22 protein-coding genes are annotated in these 23972 nt (G+C 45.9%); 9 read left to right on the forward strand and 13 right to left on the reverse strand.

The window, feature by feature from the left end; genetic code table 11:
• Nucleotides 1-234 precede the first annotated feature (234 nt).
• Both A1OO_RS13310 and A1OO_RS13315 read left to right on the forward strand, forming a co-directional pair.
• A complete protein-coding gene (locus A1OO_RS13310; RefSeq protein WP_016960416.1) occupies nt 235-1821 on the forward strand; it encodes an ABC-F family ATPase in 1587 nt (528 codons plus the stop codon).
• A gap of 164 nt (nt 1822-1985) precedes the next feature.
• On the forward strand, nt 1986-3086 hold the full coding sequence (locus A1OO_RS13315) for a DUF1565 domain-containing protein (RefSeq protein ID WP_017003307.1): 1101 nt from the start codon (nt 1986-1988) through the stop codon (nt 3084-3086).
• A 115-nt stretch (nt 3087-3201) separates the two neighbouring features.
• On the opposite strand, the gene A1OO_RS13320 is transcribed toward A1OO_RS13315, so the two are convergent.
• Nucleotides 3202-5004 carry a M3 family oligoendopeptidase gene (locus A1OO_RS13320; protein ID WP_017003308.1) on the reverse strand — a complete coding sequence of 601 codons (1803 nt, stop codon included), beginning with the start codon at nt 5002-5004 and terminating at the stop codon, nt 3202-3204.
• Between the two features lie 134 nt (nt 5005-5138).
• The gene (locus A1OO_RS13325) at nt 5139-5327 is read right to left on the reverse strand and encodes a DUF2986 domain-containing protein (protein ID WP_026023852.1); all 189 of its coding nucleotides are present in this window, start codon (nt 5325-5327) and stop codon (nt 5139-5141) included.
• A 334-nt stretch (nt 5328-5661) separates the two neighbouring features.
• On the opposite strand from A1OO_RS13325, the gene A1OO_RS13330 reads away from it, so the two are divergent.
• Nucleotides 5662-6183, forward strand: a complete 522-nt coding sequence (locus A1OO_RS13330; protein WP_016960420.1) for a DUF3332 domain-containing protein — start codon at nt 5662-5664, stop codon at nt 6181-6183.
• A gap of 138 nt (nt 6184-6321) precedes the next feature.
• Nucleotides 6322-6651 carry a DMT family transporter gene (locus tag A1OO_RS13335; RefSeq protein WP_198928795.1) on the forward strand — a complete coding sequence of 110 codons (330 nt, stop codon included), beginning with the start codon at nt 6322-6324 and terminating at the stop codon, nt 6649-6651.
• 71 nt (nt 6652-6722) lie between these two features.
• On the opposite strand, the gene A1OO_RS13340 is transcribed toward A1OO_RS13335, so the two are convergent.
• Entirely contained in the window at nt 6723-7673 is a 951-nt protein-coding gene (locus tag A1OO_RS13340) for a sensor domain-containing diguanylate cyclase (RefSeq protein ID WP_017003310.1), read from the reverse strand.
• Nucleotides 7674-7792: 119 nt separating this feature from the next.
• Complete coding sequence (locus A1OO_RS13345) at nt 7793-9766, reverse strand: methyl-accepting chemotaxis protein (protein WP_016960423.1); 1974 nt, start codon at nt 9764-9766, stop codon at nt 7793-7795.
• Nucleotides 9767-10093: 327 nt separating this feature from the next.
• Here A1OO_RS13345 and A1OO_RS13350 point away from each other — a divergent pair, with 327 nt between their 5' ends.
• Entirely contained in the window at nt 10094-10408 is a 315-nt protein-coding gene (locus A1OO_RS13350) for a hypothetical protein (protein WP_017003311.1), read from the forward strand.
• Nucleotides 10409-10479: 71 nt separating this feature from the next.
• On the opposite strand, the gene A1OO_RS13355 is transcribed toward A1OO_RS13350, so the two are convergent.
• Nucleotides 10480-10773: a hypothetical protein gene (locus A1OO_RS13355; protein ID WP_017003312.1), complete on the reverse strand. Its 294-nt coding sequence runs from the start codon at nt 10771-10773 to the stop codon at nt 10480-10482.
• Between the two features lie 181 nt (nt 10774-10954).
• Here A1OO_RS13355 and A1OO_RS13360 point away from each other — a divergent pair, with 181 nt between their 5' ends.
• Both A1OO_RS13360 and A1OO_RS13365 read left to right on the forward strand, forming a co-directional pair.
• Nucleotides 10955-11782 carry an alpha/beta fold hydrolase gene (locus A1OO_RS13360; RefSeq protein ID WP_016960426.1) on the forward strand — a complete coding sequence of 276 codons (828 nt, stop codon included), beginning with the start codon at nt 10955-10957 and terminating at the stop codon, nt 11780-11782.
• A 136-nt stretch (nt 11783-11918) separates the two neighbouring features.
• Nucleotides 11919-12188, forward strand: coding sequence for a hypothetical protein (locus A1OO_RS13365; protein WP_016960427.1), 270 nt, complete (start codon nt 11919-11921; stop codon nt 12186-12188).
• A gap of 137 nt (nt 12189-12325) precedes the next feature.
• Here A1OO_RS13365 and A1OO_RS13370 read toward each other — a convergent pair whose 3' ends face one another.
• From A1OO_RS13370 to A1OO_RS13390, 5 genes are all read right to left on the reverse strand, one after another.
• Nucleotides 12326-12979, reverse strand: coding sequence for a substrate-binding periplasmic protein (locus tag A1OO_RS13370; RefSeq protein WP_241819115.1), 654 nt, complete (start codon nt 12977-12979; stop codon nt 12326-12328).
• 263 nt (nt 12980-13242) lie between these two features.
• A complete protein-coding gene (locus A1OO_RS13375; RefSeq protein WP_017003313.1) occupies nt 13243-14301 on the reverse strand; it encodes an endonuclease/exonuclease/phosphatase family protein in 1059 nt (352 codons plus the stop codon).
• 165 nt (nt 14302-14466) lie between these two features.
• Nucleotides 14467-15738 (reverse strand): quaternary amine ABC transporter ATP-binding protein, encoded by a 1272-nt coding sequence (locus A1OO_RS13380; RefSeq protein WP_017003315.1) that lies wholly within the window; start codon nt 15736-15738, stop codon nt 14467-14469.
• Nucleotides 15731-16630, reverse strand: coding sequence for an ABC transporter permease (locus A1OO_RS13385; protein WP_026023853.1), 900 nt, complete (start codon nt 16628-16630; stop codon nt 15731-15733). The genes A1OO_RS13380 and A1OO_RS13385 overlap by 8 nt, the downstream gene beginning before the upstream one ends.
• A gap of 178 nt (nt 16631-16808) precedes the next feature.
• Entirely contained in the window at nt 16809-17801 is a 993-nt protein-coding gene (locus A1OO_RS13390) for an ABC transporter substrate-binding protein (RefSeq protein WP_016960433.1), read from the reverse strand.
• A gap of 421 nt (nt 17802-18222) precedes the next feature.
• Between A1OO_RS13390 and A1OO_RS13395 the strand changes: the two genes are divergently transcribed.
• Nucleotides 18223-18975 carry a response regulator transcription factor gene (locus A1OO_RS13395; RefSeq protein WP_017003316.1) on the forward strand — a complete coding sequence of 251 codons (753 nt, stop codon included), beginning with the start codon at nt 18223-18225 and terminating at the stop codon, nt 18973-18975.
• A 99-nt stretch (nt 18976-19074) separates the two neighbouring features.
• A complete protein-coding gene (locus tag A1OO_RS13400) occupies nt 19075-20736 on the forward strand; it encodes a sensor histidine kinase (protein WP_017003317.1) in 1662 nt (553 codons plus the stop codon).
• 30 nt (nt 20737-20766) lie between these two features.
• Here the strand turns inward: A1OO_RS13400 and A1OO_RS13405 are convergent, their stop codons facing one another.
• The 3 genes from A1OO_RS13405 to A1OO_RS13415 form a co-directional block, all read right to left on the reverse strand.
• Nucleotides 20767-21798, reverse strand: a complete 1032-nt coding sequence (locus A1OO_RS13405) for a DUF2955 domain-containing protein (protein ID WP_016960436.1) — start codon at nt 21796-21798, stop codon at nt 20767-20769.
• 15 nt (nt 21799-21813) lie between these two features.
• Nucleotides 21814-22935: an HlyD family secretion protein gene (locus A1OO_RS13410; RefSeq protein WP_026023854.1), complete on the reverse strand. Its 1122-nt coding sequence runs from the start codon at nt 22933-22935 to the stop codon at nt 21814-21816.
• A gap of 271 nt (nt 22936-23206) precedes the next feature.
• Nucleotides 23207-23971 carry an enoyl-CoA hydratase gene (locus A1OO_RS13415; RefSeq protein WP_016960438.1) on the reverse strand — a complete coding sequence of 255 codons (765 nt, stop codon included), beginning with the start codon at nt 23969-23971 and terminating at the stop codon, nt 23207-23209.
• Nucleotide 23972 lies beyond the last annotated feature (1 nt).

The following is a 23972-nucleotide window of genomic DNA, read 5'->3' on the forward strand; positions in this document are numbered from 1 at the left end:
TAGCAGGATCTGAGAGGTGGGAAGCACAAGGCAATCAATTGGTTGTTTGTCTCAGTTGATTGACCAAAGACTGATGAAGCAGCGTATGGCAAGGGAGTTCACAAATTGACTTTGACGCAAATACTCGATTTTTTCATGTGAGTCTGTGACTCAATTCGCTGTTTGCTTGAAGTAATGGAGCGATCTCTGTACTCTTGCGGCGTTTTGTATTCACTGTTCAGGATAGTAATAACTTTGATTAGTACAGCTAATATCACCCAGCAATTTGGCGCCAAGCCTCTTTTCGAAAACATTTCCGTTAAGTTTGGCGATGGAAACCGTTATGGCCTTATCGGCGCGAACGGTTGCGGCAAATCAACCTTTATGAAGATCCTGAGCGGTGAGCTGGAACCTACCGGTGGTAATGTGAGCGTTGATCCCAACGAACGCGTTGCAAAGCTGAACCAGAACCAATTTGCGTACGAAGAATTTACGGTTATCGACACTGTGATCATGGGCCACAAAGAATTGTGGGAAGTGAAGCAAGAGCGTGACCGCATTTACGCGTTGCCAGATATGACTGAAGACGATGGTATGCGTGTCGCAGATCTGGAAGTGGAGTTTGCCGAGATGGACGGCTACATGGCGGAGTCTAAAGCAGGTGAGCTGCTTCTTGCTGTGGGTATACCACTTGATCAACATTATGGTCTGATGAGCAGTGTTGCTCCTGGCTGGAAACTACGTGTTCTGTTGGCACAGGTTCTGTTTGCTGACCCTGATATCATGTTACTCGATGAACCAACGAACAACTTGGATATCGACACTATCCGATGGTTGGAAGATACGTTGAACGAACGTAACTGTACCATGATCATCATTTCGCATGACCGTCACTTCTTGAACTCAGTGTGTACGCACATGGCAGATTTGGATTATGGCGAGCTGCGTGTTTATCCGGGTAACTACGACGAATACATGACTGCGGCAACTCAAGCCCGTGATCGTCTGTTAACCGATAACGCGAAGAAAAAAGCGCAAATTGCTGAGCTTCAAACCTTCGTCGCACGTTTCTCTGCAAACGCATCGAAAGCCAAGCAGGCAACTTCTCGTGCTAAGCGAATTGATAAAATCAAACTAGACGAAGTGAAAGCATCTAGTCGTCAAACGCCATTTATTCGCTTTGAACAATCTAAAGAATTGTTCCGTAACGCGCTTGAAATTGAAAACCTGAGCCAAGGTTTTGAACATGATTTGTTTGCTGGATTTAGCGGCATTTTCGAAGTCGGTGAGCGCATCGCGATTATTGGCGAGAATGGTGTCGGTAAAACGACTCTGCTAAACACACTAGCGGGTGTGTTGGAACCGCGTACTGGTTTCTACAAGTGGTCTGAGAATACCAACCTTGGTTACTATGCACAGGATCATGCGTCTGATTTTGAAGAAGACTTGAACCTGACTGATTGGATGGGTCAATGGCGTCAAGAAGGTGAAGACGAGCAAGTTGTTCGTGGTTTCCTTGGTCGCATGCTGTTCTCACAAGATGACATCAAGAAATCAGTGAAAGTGCTGTCTGGTGGTGAGCAAGGCCGTATGTTGCTGGGCAAGCTGATGATGCACAAACCCAACATGTTGTTACTTGATGAACCGACTAACCACATGGATATGGAATCGATTGAATCGTTGAACACGGCACTTGAGCAGTTCAAAGGTACTTTGTTCTTCGCATCGCATGACCGTATATTTGTTGACTCATTGGCAACACGAATCATTGAAATTAAAGACGGTCAAATCACCGACTTTAAAGGCACCTATGCGGAATTCCTTAATTCTCGCGGTGTTTAATCTTTAGAAGCCTCTGATAGCTTTCAAAAAAACCGCATTCGCGGTTTTTTTTGCATTAATTAACACTAAAGTACTATAAAAGTACTAAGTTTAAATCACTTAATAATTAGTAAAGCATTAAATTATCAAACGTCGTCTTGTAACAGGCAGGTGAGGATAAATCGATGAAACTAATGAATGTGATTGTTATTTTTTTGTTTTTAGTACCTATTGCAGCAATTGGGGGCAATATATTTGTCGGTAAATCGGGCAGTGATTTTTATGATGGAACGACAAGAAATACCCCCTTTCTAACGATCAATAAAGCCCTAGAAGCTGCTTACCCAGGTGATTCAATCTATCTTAGTCCCGGTGTCTATCATGAAAACATTGTGACCGTGAGGGATGGACTATTAGAAAGCCCAATATCGATCAAAGGCTTAAGAAATGAGTCGGATTACTTAGACCTTGATAACCAGACGAAAAATGTTCTTCTAAGACCGACTATTAAACCACCAAAGAAAAATAATGGCCGCTTAATCCAAATTCGCCATAGTTATATTACGCTGCAGGACGTTGTTGTAGATGGGTTCTTCGACGGCGGAGATTCACCCGAATCATACACTGATAAATTACTGTTTGTTCACAACACCGATCGGTTAGATGGCCTAACGGGTGTCCATATTCGTCGAGTGACCTTTAGAAATGCTGGCGGAGAGTGCATACGATTTAGATACAAAATCGTTCGCTCATCAATTAAAGACTCGTTTATATCAAATTGTGGTGTTCATGCCTTCGTTTATAAACTCGGAGGGAAAAATGGGGAAGGTATTTACGTTGGAACGTCGATTAAGCAATGGGGAGATGGGAAAAACCCAGCATCGGATCCTGACACAACCTCAAAGAACATATTCTCTCGCAATGTAATAAATACGCTTGGCAATGAATGTATTGAGTTTAAGGAAGGTGCGTTCAATAACTGGGCTGTAGATAATACTTGCATGGGACAAATGGATGGGAACTCGGGTGGGTTAGCGTCTCGAGGAAATAGTAACTATTTCTATGGAAACAGGATCGTTGCTCCAGCGGGAAGTGGACTGTACTTTTCTAGTGATTCTCCGTCATACGGAATGAACAATGTAGCCAAGGGAAATATTATTGTGGCGGCAGGCCGGTATGGCATAGATGACAGAGGTGACGATGGGACTATGTGCGAGAACTCTTCTTCCTACTCACGATCAGGAGAGTCCTCAAGTGGCAGGTCAATCAATGAGCAATGCAATTGACCCTAGACCATGTGTGCTGTGTCTGTCGTTAATCTCTTGACGAAGTTTAGGTACCGGAAACACCCGCTGAAGCGGGTGTTTTTTTGTGCCGATTGCTTAAAGCAGTGTGTTCAGATCAATGCATGAGTTTATTCACAAGCGCTTCAAAAGCCATTATTCGCTTCTCAGTAATAGCGATACTTTGCGCCCAGAAATCGACTTTTCCTAAGTTCACACCTAGGTGCTTTGTCGCCACGTCTTCTGCGCTCATGCGTCCGGTATCTTTCAAGAGCGACTTATAATCTTCATAGAAAGCTTCGCCTTTTTCTGCACGCTGAGCATAAACGCCTGTACTGAATAGATACCCAAACAGGTACGGATAGTTATAGAAGCTGATCTCGGCAATGCTGAAGTGAAGTTTACTCGCCCAGAACAGATCGTTTGGCTCTGATATGGCATCACCATACCAATTCTTCCACGTCTCTGACATTAGGTTGCGCAATTGCATCGGAGTGAGTTCACCTTGCTGTCGCTGCTCATAGAAAGCACGTTCAAATTCAAAGCGAACTGGAATGTTCAGCATGAGAGCAACGGCTGTTTGTGCCTCTTCCCAAAGCATTAACAATTTATCTTGATCGTTGGCAGCTTCTTCAAGCAAGGCATCACGCACGACGTTTTCCGCAAAGATAGAGGCGGTTTCGGCCAGTGTCATTGGGTAATCAGTTTCAGCCAGCGGCATGTCTTTCATCACCCAGTTATGGAAAGCATGACCGAGTTCATGAGCAAGCGTGAGGACATCAGACATGCTGCCACCAAAACTCATGAATACCAGAGGTGTGCGTGTCTTAGGGATCTTGGTGCAATAGGCGCCCATGACTTTATTCGGCTGAGGAGCGGCATCAATTAAGCGTTGCTCAACCATCATGTCGACGAACTCTGCCATTTCACCGTTCACTGAATGGAAAGCGCGGCGAATAATCGCGATGGCTTCATTAAATGAGTAATTCGCTACCATAGCCTTGCCTTGTGGAGGCATGGCAGCCATTTCATCCCACGGTGCTAATTTGTCAGTACCAAACATCTTTGCCATGGCTTTGGCAGCACGGCGGGAAAGCGCTTTGTGCTGCTCCGCCACATTCATCATGGCATTGAGTGTTTGTCGCTCGACGCGGCTTTCTTCTAGTGCTGGAGCGAGGAAATGCAGAGGTTGGGTGTGGCTACGCTTTTGATATTCGGTTAGGCGATTTCCAGCCAGCGCGTTGAGAATGGCTGCAAAGGTAATTTCCTGCTCTTCCATGGCGCAGTGAATCGCTCGCCAAGCAGGTTCTCGTCTATATCTGTCACCGCCATATAGCAAGCTGGCAGCTTGCGACAGTCCAATTTTTTCTTCGATACCATCTTCAAGTTTTAGGGTGACCTTTGCCGTCCCTGTTATGGCGTCGTAAAGTCTTCCCCATGCATTTTTGCCATCCACTTGCATCGCTGAAAGTAATTGCTCTTCAGGAACGGATAGGCGGAAAACACGATTTAGGCGTTGGCGAGAAAGACGAAATGCATGACGGTCATAGCTGCCTGAGTCATCGGCACCAGACATCACGGCGGCAAAAAAAACATCGTCGGAGGTTGATAACTGACTTTCAAACGGGCTAAAAGCTTGTGTAAGGGCTGACAGCATCACATCGGTTTTTATGACCAAAGCTTTTGCTTGTTCGTTTGTAGCATCAATAGAAGACTGACAAGCCGCGTAATTGGACACAGACAGGATCAGGTTGTGGATGTTGTCGTGAAGCGTTAGTGCTTGTTGGCAGCTTTCTACCGAGTCGGCAGGTAGATTGGCAAACGACGCTAAATGTTGCTGACTAAGCTGAAGGTCATGAGAAATTGCAGGGTCTTGAAGGCTTTGATAAACGAATGAAAAATCCCAACTTGGCGCTGACATGCCACTTTCCTCTTGCAGTTTGTATGGTGTTAACCATACCGCATGAAAGAGAATGAGAATACCTGTGGCAGTAATTCGCCAAGCTGGAAATATCGAATGATTCTAAATTTCAGAAAAACAGCCGTTTATGTGGATTATACGTTTTCTTCAGTGCTGGCTTGTTCACTAGCAGTTGTATTTTCATCTACTGCTTCAGTTTCCAGTGCTAGCTTCTCACGGTCCGCTTTGGAAATGTATTTTGGCTTGTTAGAAGTATGCAACTTCGCGTTTTTCTTCTTCTCACGCTTCTTCAGCGTTTGAATCATTTTCTTTTTTCTGTTCATCGTCGGTGACCGTCAATTTTTTGAGGAGGGATTGTAAGGACAAACCACAAGGAGACTCAAGCATAATAAGTAAACTTGAAGATAATAGTATAAATAACGAGCAATCAAACAAATGCCCATGCATTCACGCGGTGAATGAGTTGTGTGTTTTCATTGGCGTCAGGGTCCACTGTTGTGACTTGGTAACCCTCACTTAACCATCTTGACATTGCCCTTACAAAAACCTGTTAATTCACTGTTGCGTGCCACAGGTTCCTGCTTGATTTTCGATCTTTTCAAGTGAGAAATTCGCTGTATACTTCGCCAACTTTTTGAATTCACTGTGTGTAAAACGATGAAAAAAATTGCGATTAAAGCTATTGCTGCTGCAGTACTGACTGTGTCTCTGACGGGTTGTATCGGTCAAATGGCAACGTCAGGTATGGTAATGAAAATGAACCTGACAGCTGTTGATAACCGTTATGCACGTGCAGGTCTTTATGTACTGATGAGCCCAGTTTATGGCGTTGCAGCTGCAGCCGACCTGTTTATCTTCAACTCTATCGAGTTTTGGACCGGCACAAACCCAATTTCTGGTAAATCTCCAGCAGTAGCAGACATGCCTGCGAACGCTGTTTTTCGTATCAACCAGAAACTAGACAAAGATCTGACTACTGCGCCGATTAAAATTTCTGCGGCAGACGTTAAGCAAGTTAACGACAAATCTATCGAAATGTCTGTTGCCTATGCTGATGGCACTACGCAGGTACTGCGCGGTGAGAAAGACGGTGAGATGGTTAACTTCTACCTGAACGATGAGTTCATCACGACTGTTTCTGTTGACGAACTGAATGACTACGCGGCAAACCGCGTATAATTTAGTTTGATTGACTAAACAAAGCCTCGCCCCTATTGGCGAGGCTTTGCTATTTGTGCTGTCTGAAGACGCCACGATTATTTCTCGAAAGGAAGCGTCACTAAAGAGTAGAATAGCGTGCTTAAAATTCTCTACACATTGCCACCTTTTGTATCATTGGCTATCGCCATTCTATTTGAAATCATGGCAACGTCCATGATGCCAAAGACGCAGTCGTTCACACAGCCAGTCACCACTGGTGTCGTGTTGTCCTGCTATGCTGTGTCGTTCTATCTGCTTTCCATTACGGTTAAAACCATGCCTTTGGGCATTGCTTATGCTATTTGGAGTGCTGCGGGAATTGTATTGGTGTCACTTGTCGCATGGCTTTGGCATGGTCAACAGCTTGATTTAGGTGCAATGTTGGGCATGGGCATGATCATTGCTGGCGTCGTGGTTATCAATCTCTTTTCAAGTGTCATGCATTGAACTGATGACTGATGAGCTGATAGCGCGAAATGAAGCTCAGCATTGCTGAGAAGAAGCGGTACTTGGAAACGCTAGGGCTTGGTTTTTTCCGCTAGGCTTCGCGCAATATTGAGCAGTTCTGCAAAATCATAATCGCCTTCCTCATCCACCCATGACACGCCAACATTGTAATCAAGGGTGTAGGGGAGTCGTTTTTCAACCGCATATCTGTCTACCCTTTCTTTAAAACGGTCCAAAATATCCTTGGTATTGGCAATCGGTGTGTTGGTGAGCAGCACAGCAAATTTGTCACTTTCTAAACGCGCCAGCACATCAGAGTCACGAAAACCAAACGTCAACAATTCAGCAAAAAACATTAACGCATTGTCACCATCTCGATTACTTTGTAGTTGGTTAATCTGCTTGAGTCCCCGTACATCAAAATAAGCAAGTGAAGTCGGTGCGTTAAGGCGCTCGCACATGTTTAGGCTGTTTTGTGATAGCACCTGAAAGCCATGTGCATTGAGAAGGCCAGTTAGCTGATCTTGTGTGGTCAGTTGGATCGCATGTAACTCGCTCTGCACCAAATCGGCGATGTCTTTAAAACACTGAATGTCATAGTCGTCGAAACCTCGCGGTTCATCATCCATGATACTTAGTGTGCCCAAAACAGTGCCATTGGCGTGCTTAATGGGATAGCCAGCATAAAAGTGAATATTTGGCTCAGCGGTAACTAACGGATTGTCACTAAAGCGAGGGTCTGCAAGTGCGTTGTTCACGATGAAAGGCTTTGAATCTAAAATCGTATGCGCACAGAAGGATATATCTCGTGGGATCTCTTGGCTAAAGGGCCCGATACATGATTTCATCCATTGCCTGTTGGCGTCGATAAAGCTAATAGCAGTTACCTTAGTAGCAAACATCTGGCTTGCTAGTCTGGAAAGCCTATCGAATCGCTCGTCGGCGCTGGTATCGAGAATATTAAGTTTCTCTAAAGATTGCAGTCTGAGGGCTTCATCTTTTGGCAGCGCGGGCTTTTTCATAAGCAATCCAATGCAATGGCGTTTTCATTACTATAGTCGATGGAAATACCTTTGCATCGGATTGCTAAACTCGCTCGCTGAACGGCGAAAAAGACCAGCGAGCGTATGTCGTTGATAACTTACGCACTTGCCCATTGGCTTTGTGTCATGTTCATTGTCCCGTCAATCTTTGGTGTGCTGGGCGTTTCTGAATGCGATTTTCCTCGCTCGCCCGTAAATGTACCAACCAGTCGGTCGAGCTCATTGGCTAGCTGTTCAATGGCGCTGGCAGAGTGGTTGGATTTTTGAGCCGCCGATGCAGTCTGTCCGGCAAGCTCAGCGATAACCACAATATTACGATCAACGCTGTCGGTCACCATGGTTTGCTCTTCAGAGGCGGTGGCAATTTGCATATTCTGGCCTGCAATGTCTTCAATTTGCTCGACCATGGCACTCATTACTGCAGCGCCTTCACGTGATTGATTGACACTTATTGTTGCCATGTTACTGCTTTCATTCATTACGCTGACGCTATGGCGGATCCCTGATTGTAGTTGCTCGATGATCTTGGTTATTTCATCCGTCGAGTGGTGTGTTTTCATCGCAAGTTCGCGAACTTGATCGGCAACCACGGCAAAGCCTCTTCCTTGCTCTCCGGCTCGCGCAGCTTCGATAGCAGCGTTTAATGCGAGAAGATTGGTTTGATCAGTAATGGAGCGTATCACGTCAATCACTGAGCCAATTTCTTCACTGTCTGCATTCAGTCTTTGCATGTTGTCACTGGCACTGCGCATGCTTTCAGACAGTTCTGTCGCCTTCACGGAGGTTTCACTGTTCACATCACGTCCTGTTTGCGCAGAGGTTTGTAATTCTCTGGCAACACTTGCCGCGCGTGCAACGCTCTGAGCGATTTCTCGGCTGGTCGCCGTCATTTCATTCATTGCAGTAGACACTGAATCCGACTCTGCTCGCTGTTTTTCAGCATTATCAGCAGTAGATCCTGCCATCACTAAACTGTGTCGCGCATTGGACGATAGTTCAGATGAAATACCTGCAATTTTTTCCATGGTGTGTTGTAGGTTGGCAATAAAACGATTGAAGTTGGTCGCCAGTTGCGAAAGTTCATCGTCGCCGGGCAATTGCATACGTACATCCAGTGAACTGTTGCCCTTGGCTATGTTTTTCATTAACTGATTGGCCACCGAAATCTTGTGGGTGACATGGCGGATAATAAACGCTAACGAAAGGCAAACAATGATGGCCAGTGTGCCACCAACAAGGGTTAGACGCGTTGTGACTTGATGTTCACGTTGATCAATGGCGTGCACTAAGTTCTCGCTAAGTGACTTCATCTGCGCTTCTGTCTCTCTCACCGAAGCTCTCAAGCTACCGTGTAAACCTTCTTGTGGTGTCAAACCAATATCCTGCAGGCTGGTCGCCAACGAATTAAAGGCTTTGTGATAATCACCTAGAGAGGTTTCCATCAAAAGGCGATGACTTGATGGTATTTCGCTGCTGGCAATGACTAAGCCAACGTTACTCATCTGCGCATTAAACTCGTCGATGTATTTCACATCAGAACGGAGCAGAAAGTCCTTTTCATGACGACGGAGCATCAGCAGCATTTTGTAAATGGTATCGTCTTGGATGCGCTGAATGGCTTGTTCGACGCGATGAGATGCTGTGCGTGCTATGCCTTGTAACCCACTGTCATACTCGACGCCCACATTGACGCGTTGTGCGATCAAAGAGTCAAAATCTCGTTGGTAATTGTCGAGTTTCAACATCATGTCGTTGATGGCTTCTCTGCCGGGCATGTCGAGGACCGTTAACTTGTTCAATGCAGCAGAAAGCGTTGCTCTTAGTGCCCTATATTCCGCGTCAAATTTGTCTTTGTACTTCACATCATTCCGCGCCATGAAATCTTTCTCATGTCGGCGAAGCATCAACACTGATGTCTGACTCTTCAGTATATCGACGGATGCACTATCTAGCGTTTCAAGCTCTTTAAATGACGACTGAAAAGTGATCGAAAACACGATAACGGATGTCAAAATCAAAAGAACAATACTACTCAGTTGTGCTTTGATGGTTCGAGGAAGGGGCTTACGCATGAACTCTCCTGTTTTATCGTAAGTTGCGCTTTTACTGCATCGACCGCCAAATGAAATATGTTTCCTATACATTGCTGTATTAAATATAGGACAGCTTTTGTGTGCCTCACATAAATTGTTGCAAAAATATTACAGCATCATTTGTTAACGCGATGTCGTCCAGTCGGTGTGAGGAAGGAGGGAGGCAACGGTGGAGATTGAAGTGAACAAATGTTCGACTTTTAACGTATTGGCACTTCGTGTATGGGCAACTATGTTTATAGAAAGAAGTGAATAAAAAGAAGAATTTGTATCGAGATACATTTATACAATCATAGAGAGGTCACCATGAAGAAAGTACTAATCGCGATGAGTATGCTTGCTGCTTCGTCGACAGCTTTCGCTGGTACGATGAACGATGACGTGGATATGCGTGTCACTGCTGTCGGTCAGGGCGCTTGGGTTCAGGTGCTACAAAATGGTGCGCCAGTTGAAGGCGCGACGGTCACTTTATCAGGCTCGTTGGGAGAGCATGTTACACCAGAAAATGGGAGGGTATTTGTCATGACTGAAGCCCCATTCACGCGTACAGGCGTGTTTACGGCCATGCTAGAAAATGGCAACGAGATACAACGATCGATTGTGATCCCGCGCGATCATTGATGTCATGATCTACACACGATAAACGAATGATATATATCTAAAATCCTGCAAAGAGCAGGATTTTTACTTTGTCAGTAGAATGATTTGTTGACCACGTAACATTGCTCATAGCCATCTTCCCAGCCTTCAGCATACCTTTCTTCTTTAAACATACGTTCAGGGTCTTTGCGAAAGCCATCTTTAATCGTTTTTGCAGCGGTAACTTTGCTGTGACACCCATCGTCATAGCCTTCTAAATATGGCGTAGCGAAGCCTAAATTGGAAAGCTGATCATGGCGTGTTGTTGAGCATGCGCTTAGAGCGAATGCTATGGCAATCACACTGACAATACTTACTGGCTTCTTTGTTGTTTTGAAGGCTTTCATGTCAAACATCCTCTTACTGACATTATGCGCATTGATACATAGCAACAGGTTACATTTGATGTCATTGCCATTCTGTCTCAAAAGCAAGCGGATGTGTAAAGTCTCCTTTTCGGCACATATTAGTTTCGGCCCGATGGAATCGAATATTGGGGTTAGCGGTCTATTCTTAGAACACTTATTTATGCGCTTGGAAGACAAGCAAGAGAAGGACAAAGGCTTAATGAAAAAAAGGATGTTGGCGCTGATCTGTTTGATAATGTGTTGGTCGATTTATGCTGCAACAAAGACTGAAAATGAAGGTAGTGCGCCAAAACAAATGTCAGAGGATGTTCGTGTACCCCAAAAAATATCGGGTAATCCTTTGTCAGCGCATCGTGTGATATTTATTCATGGCTCACCGGGTAGCAAAGAAGCGTATGACGATTATTTAAATCATCCTTCTTTACAGCAAATCGAACTGGTCTCTGTGGACAGGCTGGGCTTCGGCCAATCTTCAATGCCGGTTGAGACTAGCTTGAAAAAGCAAGCTGAATCCTTGTTGCCTTTGCTTCTAGATAACAAGAATACCTTGCTTGTTGGGCATTCATTAGGCGGACCAATAGCGTTGCAATTAGCGTTACTCGCGCCGGAACATGTTGATAGCTTATTGCTGATTGCGTCGGCGTTTGATCCAAAGCTGGAATCACCAAAGTGGTATAACTATATCGCCGACACACAATTGGCTACGTGGCTAGTTCCTGACGACATGTTGCGCTCCAATGCCGAGATGATGGTATTGGAACATGAGCTAGAGAAACTCGCTGCACAGGATTGGGCGTCGTTAACCATGCCTATTGTTTTGGTTCATGGCGCAGACGACGATCTGGCTGATCCGGGGAACTCTTACTTCGCAAAACAACGTTTACCTAACGCCAGTTTGAAAATGCTTAACAATGAAGGGCATTTCGTGTTGTGGCAAAATGTTCCGTTATTAGTGAATGAAATCAAAGCGATGATTGAGATACATTGAGTTATTGGTATGAAAGTAGAGCAAGGATAGGAAGGCGAGAGTGTAAATATCTGTAAAGTACACTTGAAAATTGAGCGCGAGAGGCGCATTTTAACAGTATTGAAGCCAACTCGATTTTAATCCACGGGGAATTTACATGAGACAAATCCTGATCGGTGTGGTGACGCTTATTTTAGGCTTCTTTACGTTAATGTTTGCTGCGGTGTTTGGTTTGATCGTTTCAATTAGCGCTTTGATCGCCAAACCTTTCATCATGAAAAAGCTACGCAAAGTTCAAGCGGAACAAGCGAATTTGTACCAGCAAAAGCATGAACAGCCCATTGAGCAAACGCCTTATGGCCCTAAACAGCGTCATCAAGGTCAAACTATTGATGGTGATTATCACGACGTCACTGATAATCGTTAGTCAAAAATTCGATAAAAACGCCGCTGTTTAGCGGCGTTTTTGTTTTGGATGTTTTAACGTGTTGATTTTATGCCATTGTTGGCTTTATAAGTGGCAAGCCCTTTAAAATGGTGCGTCGGGGGACTTATGCCTCGCAGCTACTGAGTTTGAAAAGGGAAGTAGTCCCATTCATATTCATCAAACATAGCCTGTAATTCCCCTGATTTTAACAATACCTCAAACCGCTGATCATAAAGCATTCGCAGTTCTTCACCTTCCGTCGTGTTCGTAAATGCTGGATAGAGTTTTAAATCTGTCACGTTCGACACTGCAAACGCATTTCGGTCTATGTAGCCTTGTTCGAATTCTTCTTCAATTTCAGAGCGTGCGTCGATGAGTACGTCCAGTCTGTCTGAGTACACCATGGTTAAGCCCTGACGGCGTGATTTTACTTCTCTCACGTTCACTGACGTGGTGATGTATTCGTTGTAGTCATAACCTTTAACCCATCCTACCGTCTTTCCCTTTAGTGATTCTTCACCTGTCCATTTGGGAATAACAGAAGCCTTGTAAACCGCTGAGACTTGCTCGGCATCAAAATGCCAATAGGGATAAAGCACTTTTTCTTGTTCATCGATGTAAGAACCAAGAAACGCATGCATTTTTTGGGTTTGAACTAAGTAAATGCTGCGCGAATAGGTCGTCGTTAGGGTCTTAACTTTGTATCCCAGAGGCTCAAAAACTTTGCGCATGATGTCGAAGTAAAGACCCGTCCCGTCTTTCTCTGTGGCGTCTTCCCATGCTTCGCTCACAATCACAATTTCCTTGGGCGCATTTTTCTCGGCGAGCGCAGTCGTAGAGAATGTGATGGCAAATAACAAAAAAGCTAAAGTGGATAGTCCCAAAGGTTTGAGTCGTGGTTGAGCCGATAGTAAGGTGTGAAACATGCGAGCGCTCTCCGGCATAAGTAGCTACAAAGAATGTCTCTTTGTTGAGACTATTCTATTAAAACTACGTCAGATTAGAGAGCGTCGCGAATAAATAGCGAATTGTTTTTTCCTAACGCGATGTTTGATTATCTGCGCAAACCGATGGTGACACTGACAATGGCATGATCACTGCTGTAAGCATCTTGATCGAACTTTGGGTTAATGAGGTGGCTGTCTTCACAATGAAAATCGCCAACTTCTGCAAGGCTGGCCGGATCGCTGCTGTTAAATTCGTTGGAAAGCAGAATGTAGTCAAGCACTGAACCTTTTGCGTGAAAATAGTGCGTGCTAGGGCGTTCAAGGCCTGTTTCACCGGTGTTTTTGATAAAGAGATCCCAGCTATCATGAAGCTGATAGTGTGACAGCGGCATATCCGCCATATCTTCCGTAATTGAACGTAAGCCGGTGACATGAAAAGCGCGCAATACCTCTGAATTCAAATCATCGTTGAAATCACCCATGACAATCGCGGGATTATTGGTTTGAAAGCGACGTTGAATGATGGATGCCATCAATTGACAAACTTCTGAACCACGTTGAATTGATGATGCCCAAGATCCAGCGATTTCTGCCTGCATAGAATCATGAAGCGTTTTCTCTTTACCTTTACTTTCGTCGTCTTCTTCCATGGTTGGGCGTTTGGATTTCAAGTGCACTACGTAAATATCCGTTTGACCGAGAGAAGGAAGTTCGAGCGTCGCACACAGGGGGAGGCGGCTATATTCGAAGTCCTTTTTCATACCCAGTTTTTCTGACACCACAGGATCAGCATGCATGGGTAAGGCACTCAATATGGGATAACGCGAAGCAAGGCAAACAACCGGGCTTTTATACACGTAATCGTTGACGGAATTGATTGGCTCAGGCTCATCCACCACGGAAAAAAATCGATATCCCAGCGGTTCAAGCAGTGCTTTGAGTGCTGATGCGCTAAACACTTCCTGAAACGCAATGATGTCAGGCTGGTAGCTGCCAATGTAGCGATTAAGCCACATGCGCTTTTGTCGCCATTGATCTTCGCTGTAGATGTTACTGAACTCATAAAAGGCACCAGGTGGCTCGATAAAATTAAACAAGTTAATCGTCGCGAGCTTAAGGCCAAAGGCGCTGTGAGCGTATGAGTTTTTGCTATTGGTCGCGAACACAATATCGTCTCAAGAATGAAAACATGTAACTAGTATAGCGAAGAGTTCGTTGGTTATTGGTGAGCTGACAGGGATTTAAAAATGTGGGAGATAAACAAAATGCGCTTCGAGATGAAGCGCATTGATTGGATGACGATGAGTCACGTAGTCTTTAAGCGAGAAAAGCTAGGCTGATACTCTTTCCTCATCGGGTTTCTTTTTGTCTGTGTCCTCGACCTTATCTACGGTGTTCTCTTCGTTGCTTTGCTGATCAGTCAAGACCTCTACCACGCTAGCGCGAGAAAGCTGGCCTTGAAGTTCACCGTCTTCATCAAGCACGGGTAGTGGAAGTTCATGCTCAATGGTATCAGGGATAACTTGTTCTATCAGGGCGTCTGATTGAATCCCTGGAACCGTTTCAAGCACTCTGTCATCAATAACATCGCCATGACGTGATGAATCGAATGATTCCAAACGCTCTCTGCATAATGCGCCTTGGTAACCTTCATCGTTCATGTAGTAGCCGTGCTGCACTTTTGCTTGACGCATTTGCGCGAGGGCTTCACCAATGGTTTCGGTGCTAATACGAAGGCTTTGTGGTTGCATCACTGTATCAACGGTCAGTGCGCGAGCGCGATTAACATCTTTGACGAAAGCTTCAACATAGTCGTCGGCTGGGTTAAGTAGGATATCAACCGGGCGACCCTGTTGGATAAGCTTGCCGTCGCGTAAAATGGCAATGCGATCACCCAAGCGAAGCGCTTCGTCTAAATCATGCGTGATGAAAATGATGGTTTTTTGAAGCTTTTCCTGCAAACCAATCAGCTGATCTTGCATTTCACTGCGGATCAGTGGGTCAAGGGCAGAGAAGGCTTCATCCATCAATAGAATTTCTGCATCGGTACACAAGGCGCGAGCGAGACCAACACGCTGCTGTTGGCCACCCGAAAGCTGTGACGGGTACTGCTGTTCGTAGCCAGCAAGGCCAACGGTTTCAAGCCATTCGGTCGCTTTATTGTCACGCTCTGCTTTACTGACACCTTGTACTTGCAGACCGTAAGCTACGTTTTGCAAAACGGTGCGGTGCGGCATCAAACCAAATCGTTGAAACACCATGGACATTTTGTGGCGGCGGAAATGTTGTAGTCCTTTCTCGTCCAACTTCATCACGTCTTCACCTTCAACAATGATTTGACCTTCAGTTGGGTCTATCAGACGGTTGAAGTGGCGAATGAGGGTGGATTTACCTGAGCCAGACAGACCCATAATCACGAAGATTTCGCCTCGTTCGATATCTAAGTCAATTTGCTGCAGGCCTACGGTATGTCCTGATGCAGCCAATATGTCATCTTTGGACTTGCCTGCTTTCACGTCTGGCAGCAGTTTCTCTGGTGTCTTGCCAAAAATCTTGTAAAGGCCTTTGATTTGAATCAGCGGTGTAGTGCTGGACTTACTCATGATGACCTCCACTTAAATGCTGCTGAGTGCGTTTTGCATAGCTTTGTGACACTCGGTCAAAAATGATTGCCAAGGCAACGATAGCAAGACCGTTGATTAAACCGAGGGTGAAGTATTGGTTAGTAATAGACTTCAGTACCGGTTGGCCGAGGCCTTTTACGCCGATCATTGAGGCGATAACGACCATCGCTAGTGCCATCATAATGGTTTGGTTTATGCCTGCCATGATAGTTGGCATGGCTAGGGGTAACTGTACGCCAAACAAGCGTTGCGTTGAACTTGCGCCATAAGCGGTTGCCGCTTCCAGCACTTCTTTATCCACGAGTCGGATACCGAGATTGGTCAGGCGTATAACCGGTGGAATCGCATAGATGATAACGGCAATGACGCCCGGAATTTTACCAATGCCAAGCAACATCACGACAGGGATCAGGTAGACAAATGCTGGCATGGTTTGCATGACATCAAGTAGGGGGGTGACCAGAGATTGAATGCGATTTGAACGGGCCATGGCGATACCGATGGGTATGCCGAGCCCGATGGCCAGCATGGTACATACCAGTATGATACTCATGGTCCGCATCGTATCTTCCCACATGCCAAAGTAACCAATGGCGAGGAAGACGAATATAACACTGACGCCGAGTTTCCATGAGCGGCTGGCAAGATAAGAGACGCCAGCAAGAATAACGATCATTAACCACCACGGCGTGCCGAGTAGTAGCTTTTCAAACCAGATGAGAAATTGAAGAAGGGGGTCGAAAAATGATTCGATGGTTTCGCCATAGTTTCGTGAGAATTCGCGATAAGCACCATCAAGTGTTTTTCGGATGGTTAGAAGATCGGAGCGTTCCATCTCCGGGAATTCCGTTAACCAAGAATTATCTGCCATAACAGTACAGCATCCTCTGTATAGTTGTTATTAGTAAAATATAGTGAATATACCCGGTACGATTTTAGCCTCGGTGTTTTAACTGAGACTGATGAGACGTTAGGCGGGTGAGAGCAATGACACTATTTGTGATTGAAGAAACGGGCTGAATGCATCAGCCCGTTGGTTGAATGCGCGCTTACAGTGCCGCTTTCACTTTTGCTGCCACGTCAGGAGTTACCCACTGAGTCCAAATGTCGCTATGATTTTCGAGGAAATATTCACCGGCAATTTCACCGTCTGCTTGATTATCTTCCATCCAAGCCAGCAGAGTGTTTAGCTCATTGGTGGTGAATGAACGATTAGCCAGGTAGCTCATTGCACCAGGGGCACGTTGTGCAAAGCTTTCCGTTACCACCGTATCGACCGCTGATGGTGGGTACATGGTCGCTTTGGGATCTAAACACTCTTCGCTTGTAATACAGCTTTTGAAGTGTTCTTCATCAATGCCTGAACCGAAGTCAACTTTGACCATTTCGTATTTACCAAGCACAGCAGTAGGCGCCCAGTAGTAACCAAACCAACCTTGACCGCGCTCATATGCTTTGGCAATAGAGCCAGAAAGACCAGCGCCTGAACCTGGATCAATCAATTCAAAACCTTTGTCTTCAAGTCCCAATGCGTTAAATAGGTTGCCTGATGAAATCTGGCAGTTCCAGCCAGCAGGACAGCCATAAAATGCACCTTTCGTTGGATCTTCTGGGTGTTTGAAAAGTAGTGGGTTGTTTTTTACGCCTTCAATCGTGGCTAGGCTCGGGTCTTTGTCGACAAGAAACTTAGGTACCCAGAAACCTTCTACGCCGCCTTCAGATAGTGTGCTACCCGCAAAACGTAATCGGCCTTCTTCAACGCCTTTGTCCAATGCCGCTTTTAGTGAGTTGCTCCAGAATTCTGGCGCAATGTCTGGCTCGCCCTTTTCAATCATTGATGTACCGGTTGGCATGGTATCGCCCGGCACTAACTCTGCGTCGCAGTCATAACCATTTGCAAGAATGAAGCGGTCAATATTGGCGATAACTGTTGCAGAACTCCAATTCATGTCTGCGATGGTGACCTTGCCACATTCTGCGGCGAAACTGGTCATTGGCATTGCTGAAAGCAGCAGGCATGACGTGGCTAAAAGTTTATTCATGGAAGTTCCCTCTCATATGAACTGCTGCATTAATCAATACAGCTCTAATCATTTATGACGCTCGCGTACTGTTACGAAAACCATTCAAACATGGTTTAACAGATTGAAAAGTATGTACGCATTGATTGTAATCATAACAAATACGCATCACATTTTCTGCACCCACATTACATTTCATGCTCAAATTGATTCGCTCCCTAATCAAATTGCGCGGTGTTCTGTCGGTTGTTTGGTAATTAAGTCTCTGATTTTTCTTCTTAAAATGCCCACTAATATGAATCGTGCGTTTTATTTGTAAGAATTCACATTCAGTTTGGAGAATTACACGAGACATACCTCATTTCCAGGTTTAAGGATGAAATTTATTTGCGCGTTCCTTGTTCATACATGGTGTCCTCAATAAAAGGTTAAGGGAGTCAACATGTCTCAGACTGTACTCGTACTAGAAGATGATGCAGACATCGCCGAACTGGTTTCACTGCACCTGAAAGTGATGGGCAATGAAGTCGTAAAAGGGACGTCATTGGAAGAAGGGTTTCGCGTCCTCAGCGAAAGAAAAATAGATGCCGTGGTATTAGATAGAGGCCTTGATGATGGCGACGGTATGACCTTGTGCCAGCAATTGCGCCACCAGCACAATGGCGTGCCCATTTTGATATTAACGGCAATGGACTCTGAATCCGACATGGTGGAAGGTTTCGAATCGGGCGCTGATGACTATTTAGCAAAGCCATTCAGCGTGATTGAATTTCAGGCAAGAATACGCGCATTAATGCGTCGGGCTGCTGTGCACAACCAGTGGCATCACATTGCTGCAGAAGAAACGGATGCTGTCAGCGATGAGCTAAGTGTCGGATCCTTGTTGTTCAATCATCTGGAGATTTCACCGGAAACACACAGTGTGACGTTAGGTGGCAAAACCATTGATCTTACGCCTACGGAATTTTCGCTACTGTGTTGTTTAGCCAAAAGGCCAGAGCGAGTATTCAGCAAAGACGAGCTATTGAGCCGTGTTTGGAACACGGACTATGACGGATACCGTCATACTGTTTGTTGTGCAGTGAATCGTTTACGAAGCAAATTGGAACGTGATCCAGACATGCCGAAGTACATCCATACTGTATGGGGTGTCGGGTATAAGTTTCGAGAAGCGGCTACTTTGCATCGCATATAGCCTGTTTTTAGCTTTGTTTGGAACAGAACAATGTTGTACTTGGTGATATACGTCAGCATGCGTGTAGAGACAGAATGAGTACAAACAACAAAATATGTCATGGAGTCGCTATTGACGTTTAAGCATCGTCTGCTGTTATTCACTTTAGTGTGGTTTTTGATCAGCGCAGCCTTGCTGACATTTTTGAGTGTGTCTGTTTGGAAAGAAAATGAATTCAGGGCACAACAGACACTTCACAGCGAGCTGGCTGTTCACATGAGAGATGATAACCCACTGATGGTGGGTGACGATTACAGCACTGAGGCACTCTCCTCCATTTTCCATACCTTAATGTTGCTGGGGCCTGACTTTGAAATCTACTTTCTTGACCCAGAGGGCAATATCACTACCTCCGGTCCACCGATTGAAGACGTTGTAAGACGTAAGGTTGATGTTGCGCCGATTCAACAATTTCTTCAAAAGCAACCTTTTCCTATTCTGGGGAATGACCCCTTGTCAAAAGGTGGCCAAAACGTATTTTCAGCAGCGCAAATTGATGCAGGCGGCAAAGTCGCCGGTTATTTGTACGTGGTGATTGGCAGCTCGCATCGTGGCGTGCTGATGGATCCAGAATCCTTGTTGTTGTATGCCCCAGTGATATTTGCTGCTTTGGTGGCAATTTTGCTTTTTGCCTTGTGTGTCTATCGCCTAGTGTTTCGCCATATCATCATTCCAGGGCGACTCATGGTGAATCAAATTGAGCAAGCGGCGAGTTCTGAATTTCGCGTTACTCCGCCGCTACAGTTTTCAGCTGCCGAGTTGCAAGAAATCGCGGCGCAATATCGGCGTATGATGGCCGTGATACAACAGCAGTTTATTCAGTTGCGGATTCAAGAAGCACAGCGCCGTGAGCATCTTATGCAACTGAGTCATGACCTCAAAACTCCGTTGGCGAATGTGCTGGGTTATCTCGAAACGTGGCGCATACAGCACAATGAAGGGCGAGGCATGATCGATACGGCGTATCACAATGCACAGCGGCTTCAGCGCCATCTTAAAGAGCAGCTTGATGCCGCGCGTTCCCCAACAGCAAAAATTGTTCTTTCATATCAAGAGATTGAAGTGTCGTTTTTGCTGAAAGATATCGAGCAACGTTTTTCATTGTCAGCGAAACGTAAGCAGGTCGACATTGTGGTGAGTGCTGACATTCAATGCGTAGTCATCGCTGATGAGCAACTGATCAATCGTGTATTCGACAATCTGCTTGAAAATGCAGTTCGTCATAGTCCTCAGCATTCAACCATTTTGGTTGAGGCTGTCAAAGTTGGCTCGCGCCGTGTGGGATTTCGATTGTCTAATAATGTTGCAGAAGGCAGCGCTTCTGGCTCATTAGGGATGGGAACCAAAATTGTTGACGCCATATTGAGCCTTCATCAAAGTCAGCTAGAGCATATTGAAGAGGACGATGCAGCAAACCGATTCAGTGTCTATTTTGAACTGTCTTCGATCGCCAATACGACGGCGAGCCAAATTCGCGTCGTTCCTGCTGTTTTATCAACAGTCATGGAAGACGAAGATGAACCTCAAATGACCTCATCGTTGCCGAAAGTGAATGGAAGTTTGCGAGAGAGCGCAGATGAAACCGCTGTCATGCCTATGATGATGACAGACGATCCGGCAAGCGCCGCGCCGTTGCCTTCATTTAGCGCATCAGAAACGGATCTATCTAGCGGCAGTAGTGACGAGCAAAATGAGCAAGCAGATGAACGTGGGCGAAAATAAAGCCAGCCAAATACATCGCCCCCCACGCTTCTAAGTCACTCGTCTCGCTTTTTTTGTTTTGGCAGTTGTGACTGTTGTGGATCTGGGCTGAAGCAATATCAATACAAATATTCCTAACATCACCGCGCCCATGATCGAGAAAAGGCGCTTTCCATCCTCGATGAAAGCGCTGCCTGCATTCTGAGTAATGCCGTAATACACCAAGACCACAAATCCGGAATAGAGCAATTGAATCGTGCTGTAACTGGCATTTTTATTCATGGCGTGAACGCCCATAAGGAGCGAACAGGTCAATACAATACCCATGTTCCCAATCAGATTGGTTTGCAAAACACTCATCATGAGCACAGGCAACGCGAACAGAAAGCCTGCCAAGGTAGCGAGAAAGCGTCGAATACCATAACTATGCGCACTGATCGGATCGGGATCTTTAAGTATCAATGCAACGGTAATCGTGACGATGGTGCTTTGCACCAGATTGAGGGCGATAGAACTGATCAAAACCAGCAAAATCACACTGGCTTTCACCACGATATGCCAGACTTCGGTGTGTTTGGGTTCCGAGGGCTGTGGCGTTGGTGTCGGCGCTATTGGGTCGCCACCGGGAACAAGAAAATACGCCAGATAGGCAACAAACCCAGCGATAAAAATATTCTCCATCAACGCCAGTGGCACTTGTGTGACGTCTATCCCTTTTTGACGGGAGAACACGGCAATCATTGCTGTTGAAACCACCAGTAGCGTCGCCAGTAAATCTTGTGGATTAATTCGACAGCGCAACATGCACCAATAGAACACCACAAACAGCATGCAGTAATAAACAATAGGATTGTCGAGCAATAGATTACTGAGACTGGCCTGAAACCATGCCGTGATAAATAGCACAACAGCCATTAGTATCACCATCATCAGTGGCGGCGGCTTGTGTGAAGTACATAAAAACACCGCACAGATTGCAGGGCCTAATAACGGTATTTCCGTGCCAAAAACGTGCTGCCAAAATAGGAGCAGAACGGGAAAAACCGCAACACGGATAATGGCATTACCGGGGCGTCTAAACATGATTAGGAAACACCACTACGAGACATAGCTCAGGTAGCTCCAAATCCACGTCCACAAATCAAGTAAGGCTTCTCCAAACGCAGACTGACGAGGATAAAAACTGACGGTTGCAAGGCCGCCGTATCGGAGATTAACGTCATCGGGAATGTCAAAGAAACGAACATTCACGGGGAAACGCTGTGCATGTTGAATACCTGCTGGCGAATCAAACAAGCCATTGTTGCCATCGATTTGAAGGCTTCCATTGCCGCTGCTACCCCAGCCAATCGAAGTGACTTCGCCGTGAAAAATTTCACCGGGATAGGCATCAAAGACAATCTTCACGATGGTGCCTTTTTGGATATAGACCAGCGAATTTTCACGCACCATGGCGGTTAGCCAGAAATGATTGTTATTGATGTAGGTCAGTAGAGGGTGTCCTGTCGCCGCATAATCACCGGCTGTTAGGTTGATATTGGTGATGACACCAGCGGCAGGGGCATTGATGTCGGTATAAGACAGGTCGAGCAGTGCTTGATCGAGTTTGTTCAGCGCTGATTTAACCTGAGGGTTATTTTCACCTTTCGGACCTAATGCTTCCTGCGCTCTGGCAAATCCTGCGGTGGCTTCTGCAAGATTGGCTCTGGCGGTATTCAGTGCCGATAGGCTGTCATCAAGCGTGGCTTGGCTGACCACGCCTCGACGCGCGAGAGTCGTGTTGCGTTCAGCATGTTGTTTTGCATTGGCGAGTTTGACGCGAGCCGCGACTTGCGTGGCTTTGGCTGCGTCTACAGCCGCAGAATCGGCATTGACGGATTGCGAGGCTTGTTGAAGTGCTAACCGCGCGGATTCTACGTTTAATTGAAACGGACTCTTTTCAATAGCAAGCAAGGCTTGATTGCGTTTGACCTCGGCATTGTTAACCACCGAAATGCTCGAAATGGGGCCTGAGACCTGAGGGCTAATGCGAATAAGCTGCCCGTTGACTCTGCCATGGCTGGTCATAGGCGTCACGCGGTCAGCCCACAAGGTATAGAACCAAATGACCAATGCTAACGCGATCAGGTAATAAGTGAAGCGACGCGCGCTGTTTACGGCGGCGGATTGTTCCCCTTTATCCGTTTCTTCCTCATCGCTAGGCTTGTTGGCATCACTCATCACATCGTCCTTTTTGTCATGACCATTTTCAGAATGGCCATTAAAAATGGATGATGGTGACTCATCCACGGAAGGTAATTCTATGAGGAGTGAGAAGGAAAAGTTGTCCAAGTTAAGACACTTTGTTGTAAACAGTGTCATATCAGCTATATAGGGTACGACGTGTGTTTTAGCGACTTTAGGGTAAAAGAAGTAATTGGGGGGCTGGCGTTCGATTGATCGCAGCTCCCCAGAAATCTGTTCAATGTGTTGGGTCGGCAATGATTGCGTGTTATTGACCAATAAAATTGGGTTTACGTTTAGCAATAAACGCTTTCATTCCTTCTTTTTGGTCGTGAGTCGCGAACAAACTGTGGAAAACTCGACGCTCAAAGCGTACCCCTTCGCTCACGGGCAACTTCTCTGCATTTACAACGCATTCTTTTGCCAGAACAACAGCAGGTTTGCTGTAACTGGCGATAGTGTGTGCCGCATCCATGGTTTCTCGCAGCAGTTGGTGTTCAGGCACGACACGAGACACCAGCCCTGCACGTTCAGCTTCTGTCGCGTCCATCATTCTGCCTGTTAATATCATGTCCATGGCTTTGGCTTTTCCGACCAGTTTGGTCAGGCGCTGAGAGCCACCCATGCCCGGAATGACGCCAATGGTGAGCTCAGGTTGACCAAATAGCGCTGAATCGGCCGCAAAAATGGTGTCGCACATCATCGCAAGCTCACAACCGCCGCCTAATGCATAACCCGAAACCGCCGCAATGATGGGAGTACGAATTCGGTCGATAGCTTCCCAACCCGCAAAATAATCGCATTCAGCCATTTCTTGGTAGTTCTTGTTTGCCATTTCGCTGATGTCTGCGCCTGCCGCGAAGATCTGTTCAGAGCCTGTGATAACAAAACAGCCCACGTCGGGATTAGTGTCATATTCCGAGAGTGTTGCCGTGAGTTCTTGCATCAACGCTGAGTTGAGCGCGTTACGTTTCTCTGGACGATTTAGGCGGATGACAACAACGCCTTGGTCCATGGTGGTTTTAATAAGCATA

Source organism: Enterovibrio norvegicus FF-33 (assembly GCF_000286835.2).
GTDB lineage: Bacteria > Pseudomonadota > Gammaproteobacteria > Enterobacterales > Vibrionaceae > Enterovibrio > Enterovibrio norvegicus_A.